Origin of the sequence: Shewanella sp. Isolate7, assembly GCF_022398425.1 — a bacterium.
Taxonomy (GTDB): domain Bacteria; phylum Pseudomonadota; class Gammaproteobacteria; order Enterobacterales; family Shewanellaceae; genus Shewanella.
On record NZ_JAKEVJ010000009.1, the window covers coordinates 19766 to 41492 of the forward strand.

Annotated in this window: 20 protein-coding genes, 1 other RNA gene and 1 pseudogene; 14 read left to right on the forward strand and 8 right to left on the reverse strand. The window is 52.6% G+C overall.

All coding sequences use genetic code 11. From position 1 onward, the window contains the following. Positions 1–264 precede the first annotated feature (264 nt). The 7 genes and pseudogenes from L1D47_RS03470 to L1D47_RS03500 all read left to right on the forward strand — a co-directional run. Entirely contained in the window at positions 265–1485 is a 1221-nt protein-coding gene (locus L1D47_RS03470) for a threonine/serine exporter family protein (RefSeq protein ID WP_239882584.1), read from the forward strand. Between the two features lie 184 nt (positions 1486–1669). After that, a complete protein-coding gene (locus tag L1D47_RS03475; RefSeq protein ID WP_239882585.1) occupies positions 1670–3385 on the forward strand; it encodes a ShlB/FhaC/HecB family hemolysin secretion/activation protein in 1716 nt (571 codons plus the stop codon). 683 nt (positions 3386–4068) lie between these two features. After that, on the forward strand, positions 4069–5442 hold the full coding sequence (locus L1D47_RS03480) for a glutamate decarboxylase (RefSeq protein ID WP_041511788.1): 1374 nt from the start codon (positions 4069–4071) through the stop codon (positions 5440–5442). Positions 5443–5523: 81 nt separating this feature from the next. Continuing rightward, positions 5524–7392 carry a transporter gene (locus L1D47_RS03485; RefSeq protein WP_239882586.1) on the forward strand — a complete coding sequence of 623 codons (1869 nt, stop codon included), beginning with the start codon at positions 5524–5526 and terminating at the stop codon, positions 7390–7392. Positions 7393–7493: 101 nt separating this feature from the next. Next, positions 7494–8144: a hypothetical protein gene (locus L1D47_RS03490; RefSeq protein ID WP_239882587.1), complete on the forward strand. Its 651-nt coding sequence runs from the start codon at positions 7494–7496 to the stop codon at positions 8142–8144. A gap of 133 nt (positions 8145–8277) precedes the next feature. Continuing rightward, positions 8278–8769 carry a transporter substrate-binding domain-containing protein gene (locus tag L1D47_RS03495; protein ID WP_239882588.1) on the forward strand — a complete coding sequence of 164 codons (492 nt, stop codon included), beginning with the start codon at positions 8278–8280 and terminating at the stop codon, positions 8767–8769. Beyond that, positions 8726–9001: pseudogene (locus tag L1D47_RS03500) on the forward strand (integrase core domain-containing protein); the annotation flags it as partial. The gene L1D47_RS03495 and the pseudogene L1D47_RS03500, both read left to right, overlap by 44 nt. Positions 9002–9208: 207 nt before the next feature. Here L1D47_RS03500 and rnpB read toward each other — a convergent pair. After that, an RNA gene (gene rnpB / locus L1D47_RS03505) (RNase P RNA component class A) lies at positions 9209–9554 on the reverse strand. A gap of 59 nt (positions 9555–9613) precedes the next feature. Next, positions 9614–10456 carry a 16S rRNA (cytidine(1402)-2'-O)-methyltransferase gene (rsmI, locus tag L1D47_RS03510; RefSeq protein WP_239882610.1) on the reverse strand — a complete coding sequence of 281 codons (843 nt, stop codon included), beginning with the start codon at positions 10454–10456 and terminating at the stop codon, positions 9614–9616. Positions 10457–10544: 88 nt separating this feature from the next. On the opposite strand from rsmI, the gene L1D47_RS03515 reads away from it, so the two are divergent. The 4 genes from L1D47_RS03515 to L1D47_RS03530 all read left to right on the forward strand — a co-directional run bounded on the left by L1D47_RS03515 (position 10545) and on the right by L1D47_RS03530 (position 13988). Continuing rightward, the gene (locus tag L1D47_RS03515) at positions 10545–12419 is read left to right on the forward strand and encodes a penicillin-binding protein activator (protein ID WP_239882589.1); all 1875 of its coding nucleotides are present in this window, start codon (positions 10545–10547) and stop codon (positions 12417–12419) included. Then, a complete protein-coding gene (locus tag L1D47_RS03520; RefSeq protein WP_041511784.1) occupies positions 12416–12760 on the forward strand; it encodes a YraN family protein in 345 nt (114 codons plus the stop codon). The genes L1D47_RS03515 and L1D47_RS03520 overlap by 4 nt, the downstream gene beginning before the upstream one ends. Before the next feature lie 68 nt (positions 12761–12828). Next, positions 12829–13422, forward strand: a complete 594-nt coding sequence (locus L1D47_RS03525; RefSeq protein WP_033540410.1) for a phosphoheptose isomerase — start codon at positions 12829–12831, stop codon at positions 13420–13422. Further along, on the forward strand, positions 13419–13988 hold the full coding sequence (locus L1D47_RS03530; protein WP_239882590.1) for a BON domain-containing protein: 570 nt from the start codon (positions 13419–13421) through the stop codon (positions 13986–13988). Before L1D47_RS03525 ends, L1D47_RS03530 begins: the two co-directional genes overlap by 4 nt. A 21-nt stretch (positions 13989–14009) precedes the next feature. Here the strand turns inward: L1D47_RS03530 and L1D47_RS03535 are convergent, their stop codons facing one another. Further along, a complete protein-coding gene (locus tag L1D47_RS03535; protein ID WP_239882591.1) occupies positions 14010–14879 on the reverse strand; it encodes a DMT family transporter in 870 nt (289 codons plus the stop codon). 126 nt (positions 14880–15005) lie between these two features. Here L1D47_RS03535 and L1D47_RS03540 point away from each other — a divergent pair, with 126 nt between their 5' ends. Beyond that, positions 15006–15881, forward strand: coding sequence for a LysR substrate-binding domain-containing protein (locus L1D47_RS03540; protein WP_239882592.1), 876 nt, complete (start codon positions 15006–15008; stop codon positions 15879–15881). Between the two features lie 61 nt (positions 15882–15942). On the opposite strand, the gene trpS is transcribed toward L1D47_RS03540, so the two are convergent. The 3 genes from trpS to rpe are packed head-to-tail and all read right to left on the reverse strand — an operon-like array spanning position 15943 to position 18319. Next, complete coding sequence (trpS, locus tag L1D47_RS03545) at positions 15943–16941, reverse strand: tryptophan--tRNA ligase (RefSeq protein ID WP_239882593.1); 999 nt, start codon at positions 16939–16941, stop codon at positions 15943–15945. A gap of 5 nt (positions 16942–16946) precedes the next feature. After that, complete coding sequence (locus L1D47_RS03550; protein WP_239882594.1) at positions 16947–17642, reverse strand: phosphoglycolate phosphatase; 696 nt, start codon at positions 17640–17642, stop codon at positions 16947–16949. Between the two features lie 2 nt (positions 17643–17644). Then, on the reverse strand, positions 17645–18319 hold the full coding sequence (gene rpe, locus L1D47_RS03555; protein ID WP_041511778.1) for a ribulose-phosphate 3-epimerase: 675 nt from the start codon (positions 18317–18319) through the stop codon (positions 17645–17647). A 211-nt stretch (positions 18320–18530) separates the two neighbouring features. Between rpe and L1D47_RS03560 the strand changes: the two genes are divergently transcribed. Together L1D47_RS03560 and L1D47_RS03565 are read left to right on the forward strand one after the other, a co-directional pair. Then, complete coding sequence (locus L1D47_RS03560) at positions 18531–18875, forward strand: hypothetical protein (protein WP_239882595.1); 345 nt, start codon at positions 18531–18533, stop codon at positions 18873–18875. An 8-nt stretch (positions 18876–18883) separates the two neighbouring features. Then, entirely contained in the window at positions 18884–19057 is a 174-nt protein-coding gene (locus L1D47_RS03565; protein WP_239882596.1) for a DUF2970 domain-containing protein, read from the forward strand. Between the two features lie 29 nt (positions 19058–19086). Here L1D47_RS03565 and L1D47_RS03570 read toward each other — a convergent pair whose 3' ends face one another. Together L1D47_RS03570 and L1D47_RS03575 are read right to left on the reverse strand one after the other, a co-directional pair. Beyond that, positions 19087–19947, reverse strand: a complete 861-nt coding sequence (locus L1D47_RS03570; protein ID WP_345778750.1) for a Dam family site-specific DNA-(adenine-N6)-methyltransferase — start codon at positions 19945–19947, stop codon at positions 19087–19089. Between the two features lie 197 nt (positions 19948–20144). Continuing rightward, the gene (locus L1D47_RS03575) at positions 20145–21713 is read right to left on the reverse strand and encodes an AAA family ATPase (protein WP_239882597.1); all 1569 of its coding nucleotides are present in this window, start codon (positions 21711–21713) and stop codon (positions 20145–20147) included. Positions 21714–21727 lie beyond the last annotated feature (14 nt).

The window sequence follows — 21727 nt, forward strand, 5'->3', positions numbered from 1 at the left end:
GAATTTTTAGATAAGTAGTTATTCTACAATTAAAAATACTAATACAGTTATCAAGCGTTTTAACAAGCTAGAATGATCAATTATTTATTACGATTGGTATACAGCCCCGAACAAACCAGCGAAACGCACTGGTAGATTCTATCCTTGGCTAACTTAACCCGAATTTAAAAAAATTCCCAAGCCATTAACCTTTTTGGTACAAGATAGGTTAAGATGCGCTCGCTTGAGCATCACCCCCAGATTTCACCATCATGGACTGTACAATTGGATAACGCAGAGTTTCTTGAAAAACGCAGGTTTATCATAAGATTAGGTAAAGCCCTGCACAAGTTTGGTACCCCTGCCTACCGTCTAGAGGCCCATCTGCAATCGATCTCTAAAGTCTTAGGCATCGAAGGCTACTTTCTCATCTCACCGACCTCCATGACCTTCGTGTTGCAACACGACACAGATCAGGAATACAACCATATGGCTCGCGTTAAGCCTGGCGAGATGGATCTGGGTTCCCTGGCCCGTACCGACGAGTTGGTGGAAGAGGTACTGTCTGGCAAGCGCACCCTGACCGAGGCACTTGAACGCCTGGAGGAGATCGCCAACAAGCCCAATCCCTATGGTCCCCTGCTGACCCTGCTGGCCTTCGGCTGCTCCGCCGGCGCCTTCGCCATGTTGATGGGTACCAGCTGGAACGACGTCTTCTGGTCGGCCATACTCGGCTTCATGGTCTATGGTCTGGTCTATCGCGCCGAGCACTCCAAGCGCATTGCCGAGACCCTGGAACCCCTGGCCGCCATCTTGTGCGCCATCGCCGCCTGCGGCATCGCCTACTTCGACCCCTATATCAATATCCCTGTGGTGATCCTCTCGGGCATCATCGTCTTTATCCCCGGGCTGGCGCTCACCCTGGGGCTGGCCGAGCTGTCGGCGCGGGATCTTATCTCGGGTACGGCGCGCATCATGGATGCCTCCATGTTGCTGTTTAAACTCTATTTCGGCGCCATTTTCGGCATGGTTATCGGCAACGCCATGTTTGGCGAAGCCATCTATTTCGAGCCAGAGCCGCTGCCGCGCTGGGCCATCTGGTCGGCCGTGCCCCTGCTGTCCACCGCGCTGGTGATTATCTTCAAGGCCAGGCTGAAAGACTCTCCCTGGGGCATTTTTGCCGGTATCGTCGCCTTCTTCTCGGCCATGCTGGCCGGCATCTACCTGGGCGAATCTATCGGTATCTTCTTCGGCGCCCTGGCGGTGGGGATCTACTCCAACCTCTATGCCCGCTGGATGAAGTCGCCCGCCTCCATCGCATTGCTACAAGGGATAGTGATCCTAGTTCCCGGCAGTAAGACCTATATCGGCCTCAACACCCTGATTCTGGGTGAAACCATGCTCAACCAGTCGCATATTGGTACCCAGATCTTCCTGATCTTCATGTCGCTCATCGCCGGTCTCATCTTTGCCAACGTCGCCGTGCCGCCCCGTCGTACCCTCTAATTGACCAATCAAGTCCTGATGCGGCTTCCGGGCCTGCATCAGGATTTGCGCAAGTAAAATCATCAGCTTATTTTATCTTCGCCGCTTGACTATTTGGTGTTGCGGGTGTGTTATTAAATTGTGTCTATTTTTTTAATCCCTAGAGTTCTCCTTAACGATAAAAGCAAAGATAAGGATGATCGCTATGCTGACTGGTGCGCGCTACTCTCTGCTGTTTAGCTGCCTATTGGCGAGCGGCCTCTGCGCGGCCGAACCAGAGCACACGAGCGCTATTTCGCAGACGTCAGCCCCCCAAGACTCAAGCGCACAATTCATCCGAACAAAGGCAAGCTCACCCGAAGAAGAGGCGAAGCTTAACGAGAAGAAGCCGATCAACAAGATAGTGGTGGTGAGCAACGCCATCTTCGACGAGTCGGCTCCCGACGCCTTCTTTATCCATCGCTGGGCCAACTACCTACATATCAACACACGGGAATCGACCGTGCTCAGCAAGCTCAGTTTCGACGAGCAGGATAAGGTATCGCAGAAAGATCTCGACGAGGCCCAGCGCATTCTGCGCCAGGAGCCCTATATTCGCGACGCCCGAATCAGTGTTACCCAGCGCGATCCCGATGCCAGCCCAGAAGCGGCTGAGGAGGGCGACACCATACTGGTGGAGACCTGGGACAACTGGTCATTGCTGCCCACCTTTAGCGCCGGCCATAGCGGCGGCGAGAATACCTTCTCTATCGGCATCAAAGAAGATAACCTGCTGGGGCTAGGGGTGCGCACCCGTCTGAAATATAAGTCCAGTGTCGATCGTACCGGCTATCAGCTGGCTTTTCGTGTCCCCACCGACTGGTGGGTGAAGCACTCGACCCTGACCGCTAACTTTTACGATAACAGCGACGGCCAGGCAACTTACCTGGACTTTACTAAGCCTTTCTATCGGCTCGATACCCAAAACATGTACTCGGGCACCTTTATCGATGACTTACGTACCGACACCATCAAGCAGAACGGCTTCGACGTGAATGAGTTTGAACACAAGGTGGAATACGCCAATGCCCAGTATGGTTGGCGCCTGAATAAGGTCGAAGACTGGCGCTCGCGCATCATAGTCGGGGTAACCCAGGACAAACACAGCTTCACCAATATTCCGCAATTTCCCACCAGCGAGCTGCCGAAGGACAGGGACTACCTCTATCCCTGGGTCGCCTATCAGTTTATCGAAGACGACTACAAGGTGCTCAATAACGTCTATCTGATCAACTATAACGAGGATATCAACCTGGGCTGGCAACACTATGTCAAACTCGGCCTGGAGACCCAGGACACGACCGACAGCGATCCCTTGGGCTACCACCTCAACTGGTATTCCTCCCGTGGCTATCAGGGCGATGACCAGCTGATCCTGCTGAGCTTGGACGGTGAGGGGGTATTTGCCACCAGCCAGCCAGACTACTTTAAGGTCAACGCCACCGCCGAGTACTTCTACCAGCTCAATCCCAAGTGGACTGCCTACTCCAAGGTGCGCCTAAGCACCTCGCAGAATAACTATCTAGATGCCCCCTTCGCCCTAGGCGACAGCACGGGCGTGCGCGGCTATCCCAACGACTATCAGCATGGTGACAATCAGTGGCTGTTAAGCGCCGAGATCAGAAACTATCCCAACATCAACCTGTATCAACTGGCCGAACTAGGCTGGGCAGTCTTTACCGACATCGGCCAGGCCAGCGGCGGTCCGGATCAAGACAATGAGACTTCGGGCCCTATCGGCAGCATAGGCATAGGCGCCCGTATCTACTCCTCTCGCTCCAGCTATGGCCACGTGGCCCACATCGACCTGACCCTGCCCTTTACCAGCGGCGAAGAGGTCAACAGCTGGGAGTGGCGCTTCCAGGTAAGAAGTCGCTTTTAAAATTAGCAGCCGCTTTTAAAATTAGCAGCCGCTTTTAGAATTAGCAGCCGCTTTTAAAATTAGAACTCGCTATTAGAGTCGCCACCCGCTTTTAGGTTTACGCAGCACACTCGGCCTGTACCTATACCGGCTTGCAAACGAGAGGGCCTCGGGAAAAAGAGCCTTAGCTATTAGCATCAGGGCGGTACAAGCACCACTTCGCACAGCCTTCACCGCGACAAAATCGAATGATGAGACTGCCCGGTATATCGACAGGGTTTGCGCTTCTCATTAGAGGCAGGAAAACTGCTCCCCAACGGGCTTACTCGCCTTTCCTCTATGAGCGCAGCTCTTTATACCTCTGATCTCTTATCTCGGCTCTCTTATCTCTGTTCTCGTATTCCTGTTTTCAAAAATAACCGACCAGCTCCGGATGTCATCGAGCCACTCCCTTAAAACCAGCGCCGCTAAAGCCGACATCGGCTTAAAGCTAAAAGCTTGAAAACACATCAAACCAGAGTGTTTGCATGATTGAATCATTCAAAAGCGAGTTAATGGTTTGCTAAACCTCTAATAATATCGCCCTCAGTCAACGCCTGTTGTGTGGAAATGAGAACGACCAGGCTGACTACTAACCAATGCATCACAACCTATTTGTAGGCTTAACCTTAGCCTCAACTAGAAACACCACAGGAATACACATAATGTCACACGATAAAAATGCTGATTTGAGCCCATATGAACAATTTAACGTAGAAATTCCGCAAGACTTCCCGGAAGAAGGCATGGCTGCACGCGCCGCTGCCGCGCTGGTGAGAAGCGAGTGCTGGACTGACGCTAACCCAATGCTAAACCTATCTTCTTTCGTCACCACCTTTGTTGAACCCGAGGCTGCCGAGATCTTTAAGGACGGCTCTTTCAGAAACTTTGCCGACCCAGACATGTATCCGCATACCAAGGCGACTGAAGAGAAGTGTGTGCGTTGGCTGCATGACTTATGGAATGGCCCCAAAGACGTTGAGGCCTATGGTGCTGCCACTATCGGCTCTTCTGAAGCCTGCATGCTGGCGGGCCTCGCCCATAAGTGGAACTGGCGCCAGGCACGTGAAAAAGCGGGTAAGGATACTTCAAGACCTAACATGGTTACCGGAGGCAATGTTCAGATTGTCTGGAAAAAATTCCTCAAGTACTTCGATGTTGAGCCACGTATCGTACCACTCAAGCCGGGCCAATATCGCCTAACGGCCGACCAGCTGGACGAGTATGTCGATGAAAATACCATCTGTGTCGTCGGTATCGCAGGCCAAACCTTCACGGGTGAAGACGATGATTTTCAGGCAATCCACGACTGGCTAGATGCTTATGAAGAGAGAACCGGCATATCTATTCCCATGCACATAGATGCGGCATCAGGCGGATTTGTTAACCCCTTCCTTTACCCTGACTACAAGTGGGACTTCCGCCTGCCTCGCGTGCAATCGATCAACGCTTCTGGCCATAAATTTGGTTTAGTGCCTCCGGGACTAGGCTGGATCATCTTCCGTGAGCGTGCGGTGTTTAATGAAGACCTGGTGTTCTACGTCAATTATTTAGGTGGCGAAGCAGCCACAGCCACACTGAACTTCAGCAAGAGCTCGGCCACCGTACTGGCACAGTACTACAACTTCATTCGCCTGGGTAAAGATGGTTACACCCGCATAATGAAGCAAACAGTTGAAAATGCAGAATATTTGCGTGATCGCCTACTCTCTAGCGGAAAGTTCAAAATCATGAACGAAACCCAACGTATTCCCGTTGTCGCGCTGACACTCGATGAGTCGGTCACCAAGTACAACGAATTTGATATCTCCAATAAGGTGCGCGAGCGCGGCTGGATTCTATCTGCCTACTCAATGCCAGCCAATGCCGAGATGGTTAACAGCCTACGCATAGTAGTAAGACCACACCTAAATCGTGACTCGGTAGAGATCCTTGCCAGAGATATTGAGATGGCCTGTGAGTTCCTCGAAGAGCATGGCGGTAATGCAACACCACCTAAGCTACACAACACTCACAAAGTGTCGTCAGGAAAGTGTTAATGAGCCATTAACCGATTAACTCTTAAGAAGAAGTAAGCCTCTGTTACTTCTTCTTTTCTTTATAAAACGGCAGATAATTTTATGAACAAACAATCTAAACTCTTACAGGCGCTATCGCACCCGCCCAAATATATGGTGAGTTTATTCCTGGGCCTCATCGCCCTTGCCTCCCTGTTTTTGGGCAATGCTTACGCCTCAACAATAGAAGCAGAGACTTACACTGGGCTAGCATCGGCACTGAGCTACCTTGCCAGCAACCCTTTTGCCTACCTGTTTTTAACCCTGGCAATAGGCTATCCCATCGGCCGCATTACCATAGGCGGTATCAGCCTGGGGGCAACTGCGGGGACACTGGTAACAGGGATATTGATCGCCCTCGCCTCGAGCGCACTATATGGCATTACCTATGACATCCCCGGCCTGGTGGAAGACATTTTCTTAATGCTGTTCATGTATGCCCTCGGCATGCGTGTCGGCCCGCAATTCTTCTCAGGCTTAGCCAGAGGCGGAATAGATTTCATCGTCATAGGCTTGATCGTCGTCGTATCAAACTTCCTGATCGTCTTCTTTGGGGTGAAATTGCTGGATCTCGGCCCTGGCTATGCCGCAGGCATTATTTCTGGAAGCTACACAGTCACGGCCGTAATGGGCGTCGCGCAGTCGGCCGTAAATAGCGGCGCATTCCATCTGCCTGATGGCATGACAACGGATATGGTGAGCGCCAACATGGCGGCCGGTTATGCGATCAGCTATGTCTTGTCTTCGATATTCATCATCTTGTTGGTTAAATACCTACCCAGCATGTTTGGTAAAGATCCCGTTGTCGAAGCACAAAGGGCAGAGCAAGACTATAGTGGCGGCGAAGACGGCGGCGCCTTACCCGGCACCGCAGGAGCATCGATTCTCGGCTTTACCGACAAGCAAATTCGCTCTTACTTAGTGGAGCATAAAGAACTCGCCGGAAAGTCGGTTAACCAGTTATTCAAAATCAACCCTCATGCGGCCATTGTCAGAGTGGTTCGTGGTGATGAGGTCATCGAAGCGCGAGACAATCCAACGCTGCAACTTGGCGACATAGTGGGTGTGCTGGGTAACTACGGCTTGCTACTTAACGGCGAAGATAAGGTCGGGCAGGAAGTATCTGAACCGCGCGCCCGAATGATCGATATCGAGGTTGCCGATGTGCACGTGGGTAACAGCGAATTTGCGGGCAAAACCTTAGAAGCCCTGGGTCAGGAGATAGGTTTCGGGATTCACTTAAAGTCTATGTTCAGAGCCGGTGTGGCCATTCCGCATCTGCCAAAGACCATAGTGGAAAAGGGTGATGTATTGAGATTGGCTGGCCCTGCCTGGTGTATAGCGCAAGCCGCTAAGTCACTCAAGGCGGTACCGATAATTGAGAGTACTTATACCGAAGTCTCCTTCATGTCTATCGCGTTATTTATCGGCTTCTTGATTGGTCATGCGAGCGTCGAGATTAGTGGTATTCCATTTGCGTTGGGTGCCTCTGCAGGCTGTATGCTCATGGGGATCCTGGTGTCTTGGTTACGTACCCGTAATCCCGAGTTTGGCGGCCCAACGAGTGAAGGCGCTCGCGCGTTTTTAAACGATATCGGCTTAAGCATGTTTGTCGCGGTACTCGCCGCCGGGGTAGGACCTAAGATCATCTCTTCGTTCCAGGGAACCGTCGTCATCTGGATCGCGATTCTCGGCATGCTGGGGGCATTGGTGCCACCGTTCCTGGCCTGGATTTATGGCTACTACTTCAGAAAGATGAACCCTGTCGTCTTGGCTGGTGCATGTGCTGGCGGGCGAAACAGTACGCCAGCGTTAAATGGTATCCAGGATATATCTCGAAGTGGTATCGCTGCTGTGGCCTATCCGGTTCCCTATGCGCTGACCTCGGCTGCTGTGCTGATATTGGGTTATATCGCAATGGTATTTTCCTAATTCGCTGCAGCGCCTAGCGTCATACAACTTATTGAAAGTCTTAGCAGTCGATTATTGCTGAGGCTTTCTCTATTCGCATCTCCTCTTTAGAAAGATTCGCCATGAATAATCCGCACCAAATTGGTATCGCCATCAACGTCATGCGTGCTCGCCTGACGCTAGTCGGCTTCAATATTGCGATAGTGTCGTTCCAACTGTCTGAAATGTTTAATCTGGCTGGCGGCATACCTATACCAGGCTTAAGCAAGGCCATTCATTTTAGGGCCGATATGGCACTATTTTTGGCTTTAGCCCTGTCGTTATTATCCTTAGTCGCATTTATTAGCTCCTCAGCCTTGGATGACCAGGGCACCTGCGATCACAGGATTTTTATCGTGGGGGAACTGCTGATGTATTTAGGCTTGGCCCATACGGCAACCGGCTTCTTCTCCCCCTTAAACGCCACATTTCTCGTCGTGGGTCAGCACCTTCCTGATCAATTCGAGCAAATAGCGCTATTTAGAGAAGCGGTATTTTACCTAGGCAGTTTGGTGTGGCTTGCCGCCATTTACATAGGCCCAACGATAGCGCTGATCCGAGCGCCATTTTCTAAGAAGATGACCCTCAAACTGGGCCTTGTCTATGTCGCATTGTTAGTCTTGATGTTTTGGTTTAGCCATCAGGTGACGCTATTTGAGGCAGCCAACACAACCAAGGTACCGCTAAAAACACCACACTTTTGGCAAGAACTGTTGCAGCCCATGCTCTGGTAAGACACACAGCCAGCCCTATGATAGCCGGCCCTTTGCTCTCTAAGACTGAAGCGCGTAAGTGAGCAATGGCAGGGTAGGAATCAATCTCAGCGACTAAACTGATCATTATCGTGGCCATAAAGGTAGAGAACACATGATCTCACCAAGATTCAGCCTGCTGCTATTGAGCTTGTTCTTGCTGCTCCCGTCATGGGCAAAGGCCAGCGATCTGAATATTGTCTACCACGACTTTGCCCCCTTTAGTTACGAGGATAGTCGAGGCAGGACCCAAGGGATCTTGGTGGAACTCTCTCAGGCAATCTGCCTGCAGTGGCCTGGGCAATGCAACATCTCCATTCGCCCCTATCGCCGGGCGATTCACATGTTTTCCAACGGCGAGGCCAAGGGGATCTTTCTCGGCTGGAACAGAGAGAGGGCCCAGTCCATGTGGTTTTCCCTGCCGCTGGTACAGACAGAGTACGGCTTCTATACCCTAAATGACTTTCCGATAACCGAACTGAGCCAGCTGTCGGGCAAGGTAATTGGCGTCTATGGTCCCTCCAACACCTATACCTCACTCATGCGGCAACAGGAAAAACTTAAGCAGCCGCCGCTTCCGCCAACAGCTCTGGCGCTATCAGATTAAGCAGAGCATGAGTCGACGAGGAAACTGCTGGGACAACAGCCCGATGGAGCGCTTCTTTAGAAGCTTAAAAACAGAATGGATACCGATGACCGGCTATCGGGATATCGGTGAGGCTAAGAGTGAAATTTCGCGATATGTGACGGGGTATTACAGTCAGCTGAGACCACATCAATATAACGGTGGGCTGACACCCAATGAGTCAGAGCGAAGATACTGGCATGAATCGAATTAGTTTAACTGATTCGGTAATTACGGCATACCTTAAACTGAGGAATACCGCAAAAGGCTGCGAGGCACTTTATATCGGAAGTAATATGTGTGATTTCTTTGAAAGAGATAGCGCATTGTGTACCAACTTTTGTCTCAAGTTGTGTACCAATTGATTCATCTGAGGTAGGAGAATCGGGTAACCGCCTGAAAACAGACGATTACCTCTAATTCAACGAGTTGGCCGATAAGCCGGGTCCTGTCGTGGACAGTTATTCATCTAGGCCTGCAATCGCTCACAGGCTCAAGCGACCTACCCGGTCCCAACGCGAGCAGCGCCATACGGGACCCTATTTGGTCTTGCTTCGGGTAGAGTTTACCTTGCAACGGACTGTTACCAGCCGCCCGGTGCGCTCTTACCGCACCCTTTCACCCTTACCAATCCGAAGATTGGCGGTCTCCTCTCTGCTGCACTTGTCGTCGGTTCACACCGCCCAGGCGTTACCTGGTACCCTGCTCTATGAAGCCCGGACTTTCCTCCCCGTTCTTGCGAACGCAGCAACTGTCTGGCCAACTCGGCGCGGATTATAGCCTAATGCGCCGCCGCGCACCACCTTATATTGGCCTAAGTAAATGACTAGAGATCCAGCTCGAGCCCCAACTTATAGAGGGCGTTCTTCTTCAACCCATGGATCTGGGCCGCCAGCGCCGCGGCCTTCTTCAGAGGCAACTCCTGACTCAGCAGCTTAAGTGTCTCCAGCGCCGGAGCCGGCACACCGGCATCATCGTCGGTGCGGTGCCCATGACACATGAGCACTATCTCGCCTTTCTGCTGATTGGGATCCTCACTCACTGTCGCCAGCACCTCGGCTGCCGTGCCAGAGAGGAAGGTCTCGAAGGCCTTGGTGACTTCACGGGCCATCACCACCTGACGATCGGTTCCCAATGCTGTCACGATAGAGGTGAGGCTATGAAGGATACGATGGGGTGACTCGTAGAAGATCAGGGTGCGGGGGTCCTCTTTCAGTTCGGTCAGCTTATCGATACGTCCCTTCTCCTTAGCGGGCAGGAAACCCTCGAATGAGAAGCGATCCGACGGCAAGCCCGAGGCACTCAGCGCGGTGATCGCCGCACAAGGCCCAGGCAGAGGCACCACATTGAAACCAGCTTCACGCACCTGAGACACCAGATGATAGCCGGGATCTGAGATAAGCGGCGTTCCGGCATCGGAGATCAGGGCCACCGACTCGCCTGCGGCCAGCTTCTGGATGATTCCCTGGGCACGGTCACGCTCGTTGTGATCATGCAACGCCGTCTTACGGGTCTCGATACCGAAATGGCTCAGCAACTTACCGCTATGGCGTGTGTCCTCACAGGCGATAAGGGAGACCTGATTCAATACCTCCAGGGCGCGGCTGCTGATGTCGCCAAGGTTACCGATTGGCGTAGGAACTATGTAAAGTGCGACCGACAGGTCCATATCTACCTCTGTAATGATTGTCACAAGACTTTCGTCAGGCGTAAGAGAAGGTTAAACTACAGCCAGCATCTTACCAGAGTGAAGTCCTGTGTTAAAAAGACTGAATACAACTAAATTAATCTCCGCAGCTGTGTTGGCCACAGTATTATTCGGTTGTGCCACGGCACCAACCCCAGTGAAAGAAACCAGCAGCCAAGTTTCTTTGGTGAATGCCACCCAAAGCCCTGCACAGTATCTGGCGGATGCCAAGCAGGCCAAAGATGCCGAACACAAGAACCGTCTCATGCTGCTGGCGGCTCACGCCTTTATCAACCAAGGCGATACGGGCAATGCCGGTAAGACGCTGGCCGCCGTTAAACCTAGCCTGGTCAACAAGCCTGAGATCCTGGCCGAGCACAGATACCTGAGCGCCAGAGTGCTGGAGCAGACCGACAACTATGATCAGGCCCTGGCCCAACTCAATTATCCCAGCCAGTGGCGACTCGCCAGCTGGCAGATGGTCTCCTACCATCAACTCAAGGCGCGTCTCTATCAACTGAGCAAGCAGCCCATAGAACAGGCGAAGGAGCTCACCCTGCTGGCCACTTACCTGCCAGGCGCCGAAGCGAGTGAGGTTAACGACGAGATCTGGGGCATATTGCAGCCCCTGCACGAACAGACACTGCTCTCCTTTAGCCAGGATAGCAGTAACCCTACCTTTGCCGGTTGGCTGCAGCTGGCCTATATCGCCAAGCATTATGCCATAGACCCGCAACTATTGGTGCAGCAACTGGGCAACTGGCAACAGGACAACCCAGGCCATCCGGGGGCCAAGAAGCTGCCGACGGATCTGGAGCGGGCGCTTAACACTAAGCCCTACAAGCCGAAGAATATTGCCGTACTACTGCCGCTCACCGGCCCCAGAGCCGCCATTGCCGATACGGTCAAGCAGGGGATCATCTCCAGCTATCTGACCAATCCAGACGACTCGGTTTCGGTCAACTTCTTCGACACGGCCCAGGGCGCCGAGCTTGCCCAGCAGCAGGCGATTGCCGCCGGCGCCGACTTCATCATAGGCCCGCTACTGCAATCTGAAGTCGAGAGCCTGATGCAGGCGGAGGCCAGAGCCGAGCAACAAGCCAATGGTCAGACGCAGCCACTCACTCAAACACAGATACAGCCTAAGGTGCCTCAGCTGTTTCTCAACCATGTGGACAGCATCACCCCGTCTAATGATCGCTTTTTCTTCGCGCTCTCGCCCACGGACGAGGCATTAGATGCCGCGCAGAAACTCTATAATGACGGCATAGAGAAGCCACTACTACTGGCCAGCGACGACGCCGTGGGCCGCCGCATGGCAGAGGCCTTCAACGCTAAGTGGCAGGAGCTGACCCATGAGGCGGCCGAGATCCACTACTACAAGCGCGGCGACGAAATGAAAGTCACGGTACAGAAGTCTCTCGGAGTGATCGACAGTAAGGAGCGTATCGCCCGCATCAAGACGCTGCTGGGGAGTAAGATCGAGGCTGACTTCCGATCTCGCCGCGATATCGACGCCATCTATATGATCGCCAGCAACCAAGATCTGCCGCTGCTCAAGCCTTTTATCGACGTCAACTTCAGCGTGTTTGCCGAGCCTGTGCCGCTATACACCACCAGCCGCAGCCGTATCGAGAGCCAGTCGCGCGCCGCCGCACAGGAGCTGAATAACCTGACTATCAGCGATATTCCCTGGTTGCTCGAGTCTAACACCGAGACCAGCGAGGTTGCCCGCCTTTGGCCGACCTGGGGCAACAGCCAGAAGCGCCTCTATGTGATGGGCTTCGACGCCCTACAGCTGGTGAGCAAGCTGGCGCAGATGCGCGCCCTACCCGGCTACCAATACTCGGGTCGCAGCGGTCTGCTTTCTGTATCACCCGATGGTACGATTAACCGTCAGCTCAGCTGGGGACGTTACCAGCGAGGCAACTTGAGACCCCTATGACGAGTGCCGAGCACCTCACCAAGGGCCAGCAGGCGGAAGACCTCGCCCTGGCTTATCTGGAGCAACAGGGGCTCACGCTGGTCGAACGAAACGTACGCTACCCATTTGGTGAAATTGACCTCATAATGCGCCAAGGTCACAAATGGGTTTTTATTGAGGTAAAATACCGCCAATCGAAACAATTTGGTGGTGCGATACAGGCCGTTAGCCGAGGCAAGATAGCAAGACTTAATCGAGCGGCAAGCCATTATATGCAGCTCAATCAGATAGATGCGCAGTGTCGCTTCGATCTTCTGGCCATAGATGGCAATGACATTCAGTGGGTCACCAACGCCTTTTAGTGCTCCACTCAGCCACGACTAGGCAAATGAAGGCTTGTTAAACAGTTTTATTTTTAAAGGATCATTCCATGTTAGAACGTATTAAAGACAGTTTTACCCACTCTATCCAGACCAAGATCGATGCGGCCGAAGCCCTGCCCGAGTCTATCGAGAAGGCAGCCGAGATGATGGTGCAGTGTCTACTGGGCGGCAACAAGATCTTAGCCTGTGGTAACGGCGGCAGCGCCGGCGACGCCCAGCACTTCTCGGCCGAGCTACTGAACCGCTATGAGATAGAGCGTCCGCCGCTACCGGCCATCGCCCTGACTACCGATACCTCGACCATTACCGCCATAGGTAACGACTACAGCTATGACGAGATCTTCTCTAAGCAGATCTTGGCATTGGGTCAACCTGGCGATATCTTGCTGGCCATCTCTACCAGTGGTAACTCTGGCAACGTGATCAAGGCGATGGAAGCGGCGCTGAGCCGAGACATGACCATAGTCGCCCTCACGGGTAAAGATGGTGGCGCCATGGCGGGCCTGATGGGCGTGAACGACGTGGAAGTACGCGTGCCTTCAAATGTCACCGCGCGTATTCAGGAGGTGCACCTGTTAGTGATCCACTGCCTGTGCGACAACATAGACCGCACCCTCTTCCCACAGGATGACCAGGCATGAGAGCTCTGATCCCCATCCTAGCCGTACTCCTGTTGTTACAAGGCTGCGCCGGGGCCGTAATGGTCGGCGCAGTCGGTGGCGCCATGATGGCCAACGATGAACGCAGCTTCTCGACCCAGCTGGACGACACCAACGCCGATTTTCAAATCGCCAGCGCCCTGGCGGCCCATGAAGATATTAAGAACCAAACAAATATCACCGGGGTGGCGATGAACGGTAACGTGCTCATGATAGGCCAGGCCCCCAGCTCTATGCTGCGAGACAAGGCGATCAACACGGTGCAGAAGCTGAATCTGGGCGGTAAGATCCACAATCAGATCCGCATAGGTAACCCGACCTCCTTTACCACTCGCAGCAACGACACCTGGATCACCACCAAGGTGAAGACGCGTATGCTCAACGACAAAGATCTGGATGTCACCCGCATCAAGGTGATCACCGAAAATGGCGAGGTCTTTCTTCTCGGCGTCGTGAGCCGCGAACAGGCCGATCTGGCGGTAGATATCACCCGCAACACCGCCGGGGTACGTAAGGTCATCAAGGTCTTCGATACCCCCAACAGCTAGTTCGCCTAAGCGGCATAACGCCTAAGCGAGCTCTGCCTGTCTTACCTTACGCCATCTTCGCGCCAGCACCGGCAGAATCATGGTGGGCAGCACAATCAGCGCGGCACCCAGCCAACCTAAGGCGTCCAGCCATTCGTCAAACCAGAGCCAACCAAACAATACACAGAACAGCAGACCGCTGTATTCGGCTATGGCTATCTCTCCCGCCTGAGCCCTACGATAGGCCAGCACGCTAAAGAGCTGGTAGGCGAGCAGGAAAATATTGCTCAACACTGCGATACCCAATACGGGCCAACTAAAGCCTGCGAATCCCTGCCAGGCAGCAAAGCCTATCACTAACGGCAGGCTCAACAGGTTGTAACAGATCAGGGTAACACTCGCCGCCTCACTGCTTGGCAACCACCTGAGCATCAGCTGATTGGCGGCAAAGATGATCGCCGACACCAGCACGGCCAGCGCCGCCAGATTCATCTCGCTCGGTCTGAGAATGATGAGGATGCCGATAAACCCCAGGATACTTGCCAAGATCTGATCGCCACTGAGCCGCTCCTTGAGAAACACCATACCCATGACGATGATCATCAAGGGGGCGGAGTAAAACAGCGAGCTAACGGTCGCCAGTGGCAGTGACATCAGGCCCAGGATCAGCATGAGTCCGCCGATCGCCCCGCTATTAGCCCGTATCATATGCAGCTTCAGAAAGGCGGTCTTCGGCCGTCCGGCGTAAAACCAGAGCGGCAGCATCATCACAATCGCCGTCACCTGGCGCAGCAGCAGAAACATCGCCGCGTCGCTCTCTGCCGGCAACCACTTGATCGACACATCGTAGAGGGCGGTAAACACATTGCCCAGCAGCAGTAATCCAAGGCCCAACATCAGATTGCGTTGCATCTCAGGCTCCAATATCAAGAATCATCTGGCGGCATGATAGCGAGCAAAATACTGTAGCTGAAATGATGATTTCTTATCATAGATGAATTAAATTCATTTATTGATTGCCGAGACACGAGACAGACGATGAGAAAGATCCCCCCGCTGAGAGCCTTGCAGGTCTTCGAGGCTGCCGCCCGTTTGCAGCACTTCTCCCGTGCGGCACAGGAGCTGTGCATTACCCAGAGTGCGGTGTCTCACCAGGTTCGCCTGTTGGAGGAGCATTTCGCCTTACCCCTGTTTAGGCGAGAGGGACGCAGCCTGAGGCTCACCGACAAGGGGGAGCAGCTTTACCAGGAAACGGCGAGGATCTTCAACGAACTGGGCGAGTTGAACCAAAGATTGCTGGGCGAGAAACCCGAGGCGCTGCGCCTGGCCGTCTACAGCTCTTTTGCGGTGAAATGGTTGATCCCCAGGCTCAGCGGATTTCGCCGCTTACACCCAGGCATTCAAGTGCGCCTGGACATGATCACCGAAGACCCTGTGTTGTCCCACAGCAGCGCCGACATGTTCATCACAGGTCAGCAGAACCAGAAAGGCTACTGGCAGCAGCTACTGCACGCCGAGCGGTTGATCCCCGTCTGCAGCCCTGAACTCATCAATAGCGGTGACAAGCTGGATCTCGACTGGCTCAAGTCCCAGCAGCTGCTCACCGTCGACGAGGGCCCCCAGGGACTGGATTGGCAGCGCTGGTTTGAACATCATAAAGTGTCTCAACCCGAGGAGGAACAGCAGCAGCTCTTCAGCCATGTACTGATGGCGATCGAGGCCGCCATCGCCGGTCAGGGGGTGGCATTAGCGTCAGACTTCATGGTGCTGGATGATATCGCCAAAGCGCGTCTGGTGGCCCTCCCCTTTGCGGGTATCGACACGGGATTTGAATTTAACTTCCTGTGCAAGCAGCGTCGCCTGCAGGAACCCGCCATCGCCGCCTTCGTCCACTGGCTGACCCAGCAGCACTAGCGGCTTTCCTTAACGCCACCCATAAAAAAGCCGGCTGCTGCCGGCTTTTTCACACATTCGATTAGAGCAGAAGACCAATCTTTTCGTAGACCTTCTTCAGGGTCACTTCGGCGCGTGCCTGGGCCTTCTCGGCACCTTCATGCATCACCTGATTGAGGAAGCTCTGATCGGCTCTGTACTCCTTAAAGCGCTCCTGCAGCGGCTCTAGCATACCAACCACGGCCTCACCGACGGCGACTTTAAGATGACCGTACATCTTACCTTCGAACTCGGCTTCCAGGCTGGCGATGCTCTGACCTGTCACACCCGACATCAGGCTCAAGAGGTTAGAGACACCCGGCTTGTTCTCGACATCGAAGCGCACCACTGGCGGCTCATCGCTGTCAGTCATCGCCTTCTTCAGCTTCTTCATGACGGCCTTAGGGTCTTCCAGCAGACCGATCACATTGTTACGGTTGTCGTCAGACTTAGACATCTTCTTCAGCGGATCCTGCAGAGACATCACCTTGGCCCCAAGCTCAGGGATGAAAGGCTCGGGAATGGTAAAGGTCTCACCATAGGCGTTGTTGAAGCGTGTCGCGATATCACGAGTCAGTTCAAGATGTTGTTTCTGATCTTGACCCACAGGGATCTCGTTAGCCTGATACAGCAGTATGTCTGCCGCCATCAACACCGGATAGCCGAACAGGCCGACGTTGATATTGTTGGCATGCTTTTGCGACTTGTCCTTAAACTGTGTCATGCGGCTTAGCTCACCCATCTGGGTGTAGCAGTTCAGCGCCCAGCCCAGCTGAGTGTGCTGAGGCACCTGAGACTGGATGAAGACTGTGCTCTTCTTAGGATCCACACCACAGGCCAGATAAAGGGCCAGGGTATCTAAGCAGGCGTCACGCAGCTTCTGCGGATCCTGGCGTACGGTAATGGCATGCAGATCGACCACACAATATAGGCAATCATGACTATCTTGCATCGCAACCCACTGACGTAGTGCACCCATGTAGTTACCAATGGTCAATTCACCTGACGGTTGGGCACCGCTAAGCACAATAGGTTTAGTCATAAAATTTATTGCTCCAATACTATTTGGCTGTCTGTTATCTGCGCCAATACTTCGCTAAATGTGTTACAAACGGCCGTTGGGCCGCTGAGCCCAATATCTTCACCGTAGTTATACCCGTAGGTCAAGCCGATCGAGGAAATACCCGCCGCTTTCGCCGCTAAAATATCGTTTCGAGAGTCGCCCACCATTAAAAGCTGCTCATCATCGAGCTGCCATGTCTGTTTGAGGTGCGTCAGCGGCAGGGGATCCGGCTTCATCTTCTCCAGCGAATCACCACCCAGCACCTGATTAAACAGGTGAGCGATACCAAACGCCTCCAGCAGAGGCACAGTGAAGCGATAGGGCTTGTTGGTCACGATCGCCAGCTGATATCCCAGCTTAACCAACTGCTCAAGCACCGACTTAACGCCATCGTAGAGGCGGCTATGCTGTTGCAGATTAGCCTCATAGTGCCTGCTAAACAGCGGCATGGCCGCATCGATATCGGCCTGTGTGGCTTGCTCACCGCGGGCGAAGGTCAGCGCACGCTCGACCAACTTGGCCGCGCCGTTACCTACCCAGCTGCGTACCTGATTCTCGTCACACAGGGGCAAGTCCAACTCGGCAAGCATGCCCTGGGTGGCAGCCGCCAAATCCGGCACACTGTCGATCAGCGTGCCATCGAGATCGAAGGCGATAGCCTTAATAGATTGGGCTTTCATACTCAGGCATCGACCTTAGCCAGCTCGCCGCGCATCTCGTCGATCACCGCCTTGTAATCTGGCTTGTTGAAAATGGCCGAGCCAGCCACGAACATATCGGCACCTGCCGCCGCGATTTCGGCGATATTGTCGACCTTAACGCCGCCATCGACTTCTAAACGTATGTCGAAACCGCTGGCATCGATACGCTCACGCACCTGGCGTAGCTTATCCAGCGTCGACGGGATGAATGACTGACCGCCGAAGCCAGGGTTAACCGACATCAGCAGAATCACGTCCAGCTTATCCATCACATGGTCCAGATAGTGCAGCGAAGTAGCCGGGTTGAATACCAGACCCGCCTTACAGCCAGATTCTTTAATCAGCTGCAGAGTGCGGTCGATATGCTCAGAGGCCTCAGGGTGGAAGGTGATGATAGAGGCACCGGCATCGACGAAATCAGGAATGATGCGATCCACTGGCTTCACCATGAGATGCACGTCGATATCGGCGGTCACACCGTAATCACGTAGCGCCTTACACACCATAGGGCCTATGGTCAGGTTCGGCACATAATGGTTATCCATCACGTCGAAGTGAACCACATCGGCACCAGCCTTGAGTACCGCCTCGACATCTTCCCCAAGACGGGCAAAATCGGCAGATAAGATAGAGGGAGCAATTAGAAATGGACGCATGATAAACTCACTAATCTGAATAAGAATTACGCTATTCTACCTTATAGCTCAGTCCAGCCTCTATAGGCGATAACCGATTAAACGTGTTCTGGTTCAGAATTGAGTAAATTTCACCTGTGGCAAATAGCCTCACCGAAAAATTATGTTCAAAATATAAACGCCTTTGCTATAATGCGCTGATTAGGGGTTTCCATGTTCACAGGATGTAGAGATGAGAGATAAAGCCAAAGCTTCAGCCAAGATGAAATCGGCAACGGTATTTACCGTCACAGCCGCCGTTGTTGGTTTTACTGCCATTGGCGTTCAGAGTCTCAGTGAAAATGAAACCAACCTGGCCTGCGTGTGCGATAGCAACACCAGCTACAACTCCTCTCTCCCAGCCAGTCATCCCAATAATCGCTGTGCCGATCAGGCAGATAATGTCAGCTGGAGTAACTGGCTGACGGGTCGAAGCCGCTCTAATCAACTGCACTTTGTGGATCTACTCGAACTGCTCCATGGTCATCAAGACACGCCCATGGATGATGTTACCCCCACCAGCAAACAGCGCCTCTAGGCACTCTCTTGCTGCAACTCTTTTTGAGCACCCTAGCCGCCTTCTTTGGCGTGCAGACAGAGCAAAACCGCGTGCGTGACTTTCAGGCCAGCTCGCCGCTGCCTTTTATTGTGACGGGAATCCTACTGGCCATTGCCTTGGTCGCTTCACTCATCTTTATCGTGAAACTGGTACTGAATTAACCCCAATTAACTAATGTATTGGTTTGGGCTTAATCGTTTTCGCTGTGGTAGCTGTCGCCATACAGCGCCAGTACTTCTTCAACTTTATCGCGCTTTTTACCATTTTGGCTAATTGAACGCTGAACAGAAAATAGCTTATGCGCATCCGCTGACGAATAGAGATCATCAGTAAACTCAGTAACATGATTAGATATTAATGTTGATACCCCCTTACCTTTTGCTTTCAGAGCACACTGAACTAACCTTCTTTGGTCTTCATCAGAAAATTCGGCACCAGTATATGCTGTAAAGTTTGAAGTTCTGTTTATGGGAGAATAGGGAGGATCACAATAAACCACATCACCTGATTTAACACATTCAAAAGCTTGTTCAAAATCGCCTACTATAAACTCAGCTTTTTTTAGCTTATGGGACAGATGTTCAATTTCTAACTCAGGAAAGTATGGCTTTTTATATCTCCCAAACGGTACGTTGTAGCCACCTGACTGATTGTAACGACAGAGGCCATTGTATCCATGCCTATTTAGGTATAAAAACAATAAAGCTCGATGATACGAATCATCTGTATCGTTAAATTTTTGTCTTAGTAAGTAGTATTGTTCAGGTGTATTATTTTGTTCAGTGAAATACTGTCGAGCATCTCTCTCAAACTTAAGAGGAGCTTTCTTAACTGCTTTAAATAATGAAATTAGATCGCTGTTAGTATCACATAACAAATATTCATCAAAATCTAGATTTAGGAAAACGGAGCCGCCACCAACAAAAGGCTCAACTAATCTCGTTTTTCCAACACGGGGCAATACTGCTTTGATATGGTGAAGAACTCTTTTTTTCCCGCCCGGCCATTTCAAGGGGGAGCGCACACCTTGGCTCAAACTCTCATTGGTCATTTATTTTCACTGTAGCCTTGTTTTGTCCATTCCCAAAAAGAATTTCATACTTTTCTGAAAAGCATAAATCGTAGCGGTAGCATTTCATAATTTTTTCGTATCGGTAACCGACCCATTTTAAGAAGGCTCTCTATTTTTTAATCATCTAAATTGCTTGAGTGCACAATGAAAACAAGTTGTCGATTGTACTCTGTTTATTAATGAATTTCACGACTCACTGCCCCTTGTTGCAGCTCATAGGCGGATAAATCTACCCAGGCTCTCACCCATGGAGAGGCTAATTGACTCGTCTGGGCTAAATCGAGGGCGGCCTGCTGCCCCGCTTGCCTATCTGTGTATTGCCCATAGAGGAGTACCCAGTAGCTCTTGTAGCGGGCAATCTGCACCTGATTAACGTCGGGCAGCTTGGCGATCGTCGCATCGAGCGACTCAAGGCGTTTCACCGTCGCCAGCTGCAGCGTAAAGCCCGCAGGGTGTGGTTGCGATGCCGCCAACTTACGAGATTCCCTGGGTTCGCTTACCGGCACCAGGGCAAAAGTTTCCACTGGCTTAGCAGCCCTAGCCTCATCCGATACCTGGCGCTGTTGCGTTTGCTCTATTGCTCCTGCAACTTGCGACGGTTGCTCAGCCACCTCAGGCTCGGACGCATCTTGATGAGCGGGTACTTCCTGATTAGCAGATAGTGCTTGATGCGTGAGTGCTTCAGCCTGGGGCCGCTGCTCTTCGCTCACCTCTTTTAACTGAGGAGCTGACTGAGATCTGGGCGAGGCACTTAGCTGAGCATCTGGCAGAGCTTGCGTCGGCGTTTCAACCTGATCGCCAGACTCCTCTTTCGGCTCGGTCGCAGGCAGCGCAGCATCAGCAGGACTAGCCAGCGTTTTGCGCAATTGTGAGCCTTGCTCGAAATAAACACTCAACAGGCGCTGACCATATTGAGTGTTAAACGCGGCCGCGCGCACCGCCGCGACAGTCTGCACCTTAGACTTGGTCATGATCTCTTCAGGTTCAGCCCATAACCAATAGAGACTGGTGAGCAGAAAAGCCACGCAGGCACCTATGGCCAAATAGACAGGCCAAGGATTTTTCTTGGGGGCTGCAGGTTCACCGTGCAGTGCCAGGTAGAGCAGATTTAAGACTTCGGCAGGCGTCCCCTGCTGACGCAGCAGCTGATCTTTGACAATATCCCGCGGCGTAAAAGGTGTCTCTTCGCTGCGATGCAACAGGGTATAATAGAGACCCTCGCGCTCCGGCAAGGTTAAAGGCGATATGGCGACAGGCAACAAGAGCGGACGCTGAGTCTCTGGTAGCTGGGTCAAGATCTGATTTAAGTAATCCGCCGGGGCCGTTAATGTCAGCGAAAGCTTTTTGCCCGCAATGTTCAACTGGCTCAAGACGATACATTCCGCCCACAGCTCTAGAGGCAGATATTGGGCATCATCGAGCACAATATGGCTGTGTGAGGGCAAGGCATCGCCGAGGCGCAACAGGGTCTCAGGCAGCGGCAATTCGTCGTCGAAAACCGGTTCGGTTAGGAGTTGGACTAAGATCTTGCGGCGGATCTCGGCGCTATCGACATGCTGTGGACAAACAACCAGGGCCGAGCTGACATCATCCAATGTGTCCACAAGCGCCGTAGTGAGGGTGGTCTTTCCTGCGCCGGTTTCTCCCGTCAACACAGTCAGCTGCTGGCCATACAAGACCACATGCTGCAATCTATGTAGCAGAGACTCCTGACTGGGTAAGAGAATAGCTGTTTGAAATGTCACTTAATCACCACACA

Coding starts and splice junctions, on each gene's coding strand:
- L1D47_RS03475 (WP_239882585.1), top strand. CDS start 1,670: ATGCTGACTGGTGCGCGCTACTCTCTGCTGTTTAGCTGCCTATTGGCG.
- L1D47_RS03480 (WP_041511788.1), top strand. CDS start 4,069: ATGTCACACGATAAAAATGCTGATTTGAGCCCATATGAACAATTTAAC.
- L1D47_RS03485 (WP_239882586.1), top strand. CDS start 5,524: ATGAACAAACAATCTAAACTCTTACAGGCGCTATCGCACCCGCCCAAA.
- L1D47_RS03490 (WP_239882587.1), top strand. CDS start 7,494: ATGAATAATCCGCACCAAATTGGTATCGCCATCAACGTCATGCGTGCT.
- L1D47_RS03495 (WP_239882588.1), top strand. CDS start 8,278: ATGATCTCACCAAGATTCAGCCTGCTGCTATTGAGCTTGTTCTTGCTG.
- rsmI (WP_239882610.1), bottom strand. CDS start 10,456: ATGGACCTGTCGGTCGCACTTTACATAGTTCCTACGCCAATCGGTAAC.
- L1D47_RS03520 (WP_041511784.1), top strand. CDS start 12,416: ATGACGAGTGCCGAGCACCTCACCAAGGGCCAGCAGGCGGAAGACCTC.
- L1D47_RS03525 (WP_033540410.1), top strand. CDS start 12,829: ATGTTAGAACGTATTAAAGACAGTTTTACCCACTCTATCCAGACCAAG.
- L1D47_RS03530 (WP_239882590.1), top strand. CDS start 13,419: ATGAGAGCTCTGATCCCCATCCTAGCCGTACTCCTGTTGTTACAAGGC.
- L1D47_RS03535 (WP_239882591.1), bottom strand. CDS start 14,879: ATGCAACGCAATCTGATGTTGGGCCTTGGATTACTGCTGCTGGGCAAT.
- L1D47_RS03540 (WP_239882592.1), top strand. CDS start 15,006: ATGAGAAAGATCCCCCCGCTGAGAGCCTTGCAGGTCTTCGAGGCTGCC.
- trpS (WP_239882593.1), bottom strand. CDS start 16,941: ATGACTAAACCTATTGTGCTTAGCGGTGCCCAACCGTCAGGTGAATTG.
- L1D47_RS03550 (WP_239882594.1), bottom strand. CDS start 17,642: ATGAAAGCCCAATCTATTAAGGCTATCGCCTTCGATCTCGATGGCACG.
- rpe (WP_041511778.1), bottom strand. CDS start 18,319: ATGCGTCCATTTCTAATTGCTCCCTCTATCTTATCTGCCGATTTTGCC.
- L1D47_RS03560 (WP_239882595.1), top strand. CDS start 18,531: ATGAGAGATAAAGCCAAAGCTTCAGCCAAGATGAAATCGGCAACGGTA.
- L1D47_RS03570 (WP_345778750.1), bottom strand. CDS start 19,947: ATGACCAATGAGAGTTTGAGCCAAGGTGTGCGCTCCCCCTTGAAATGG.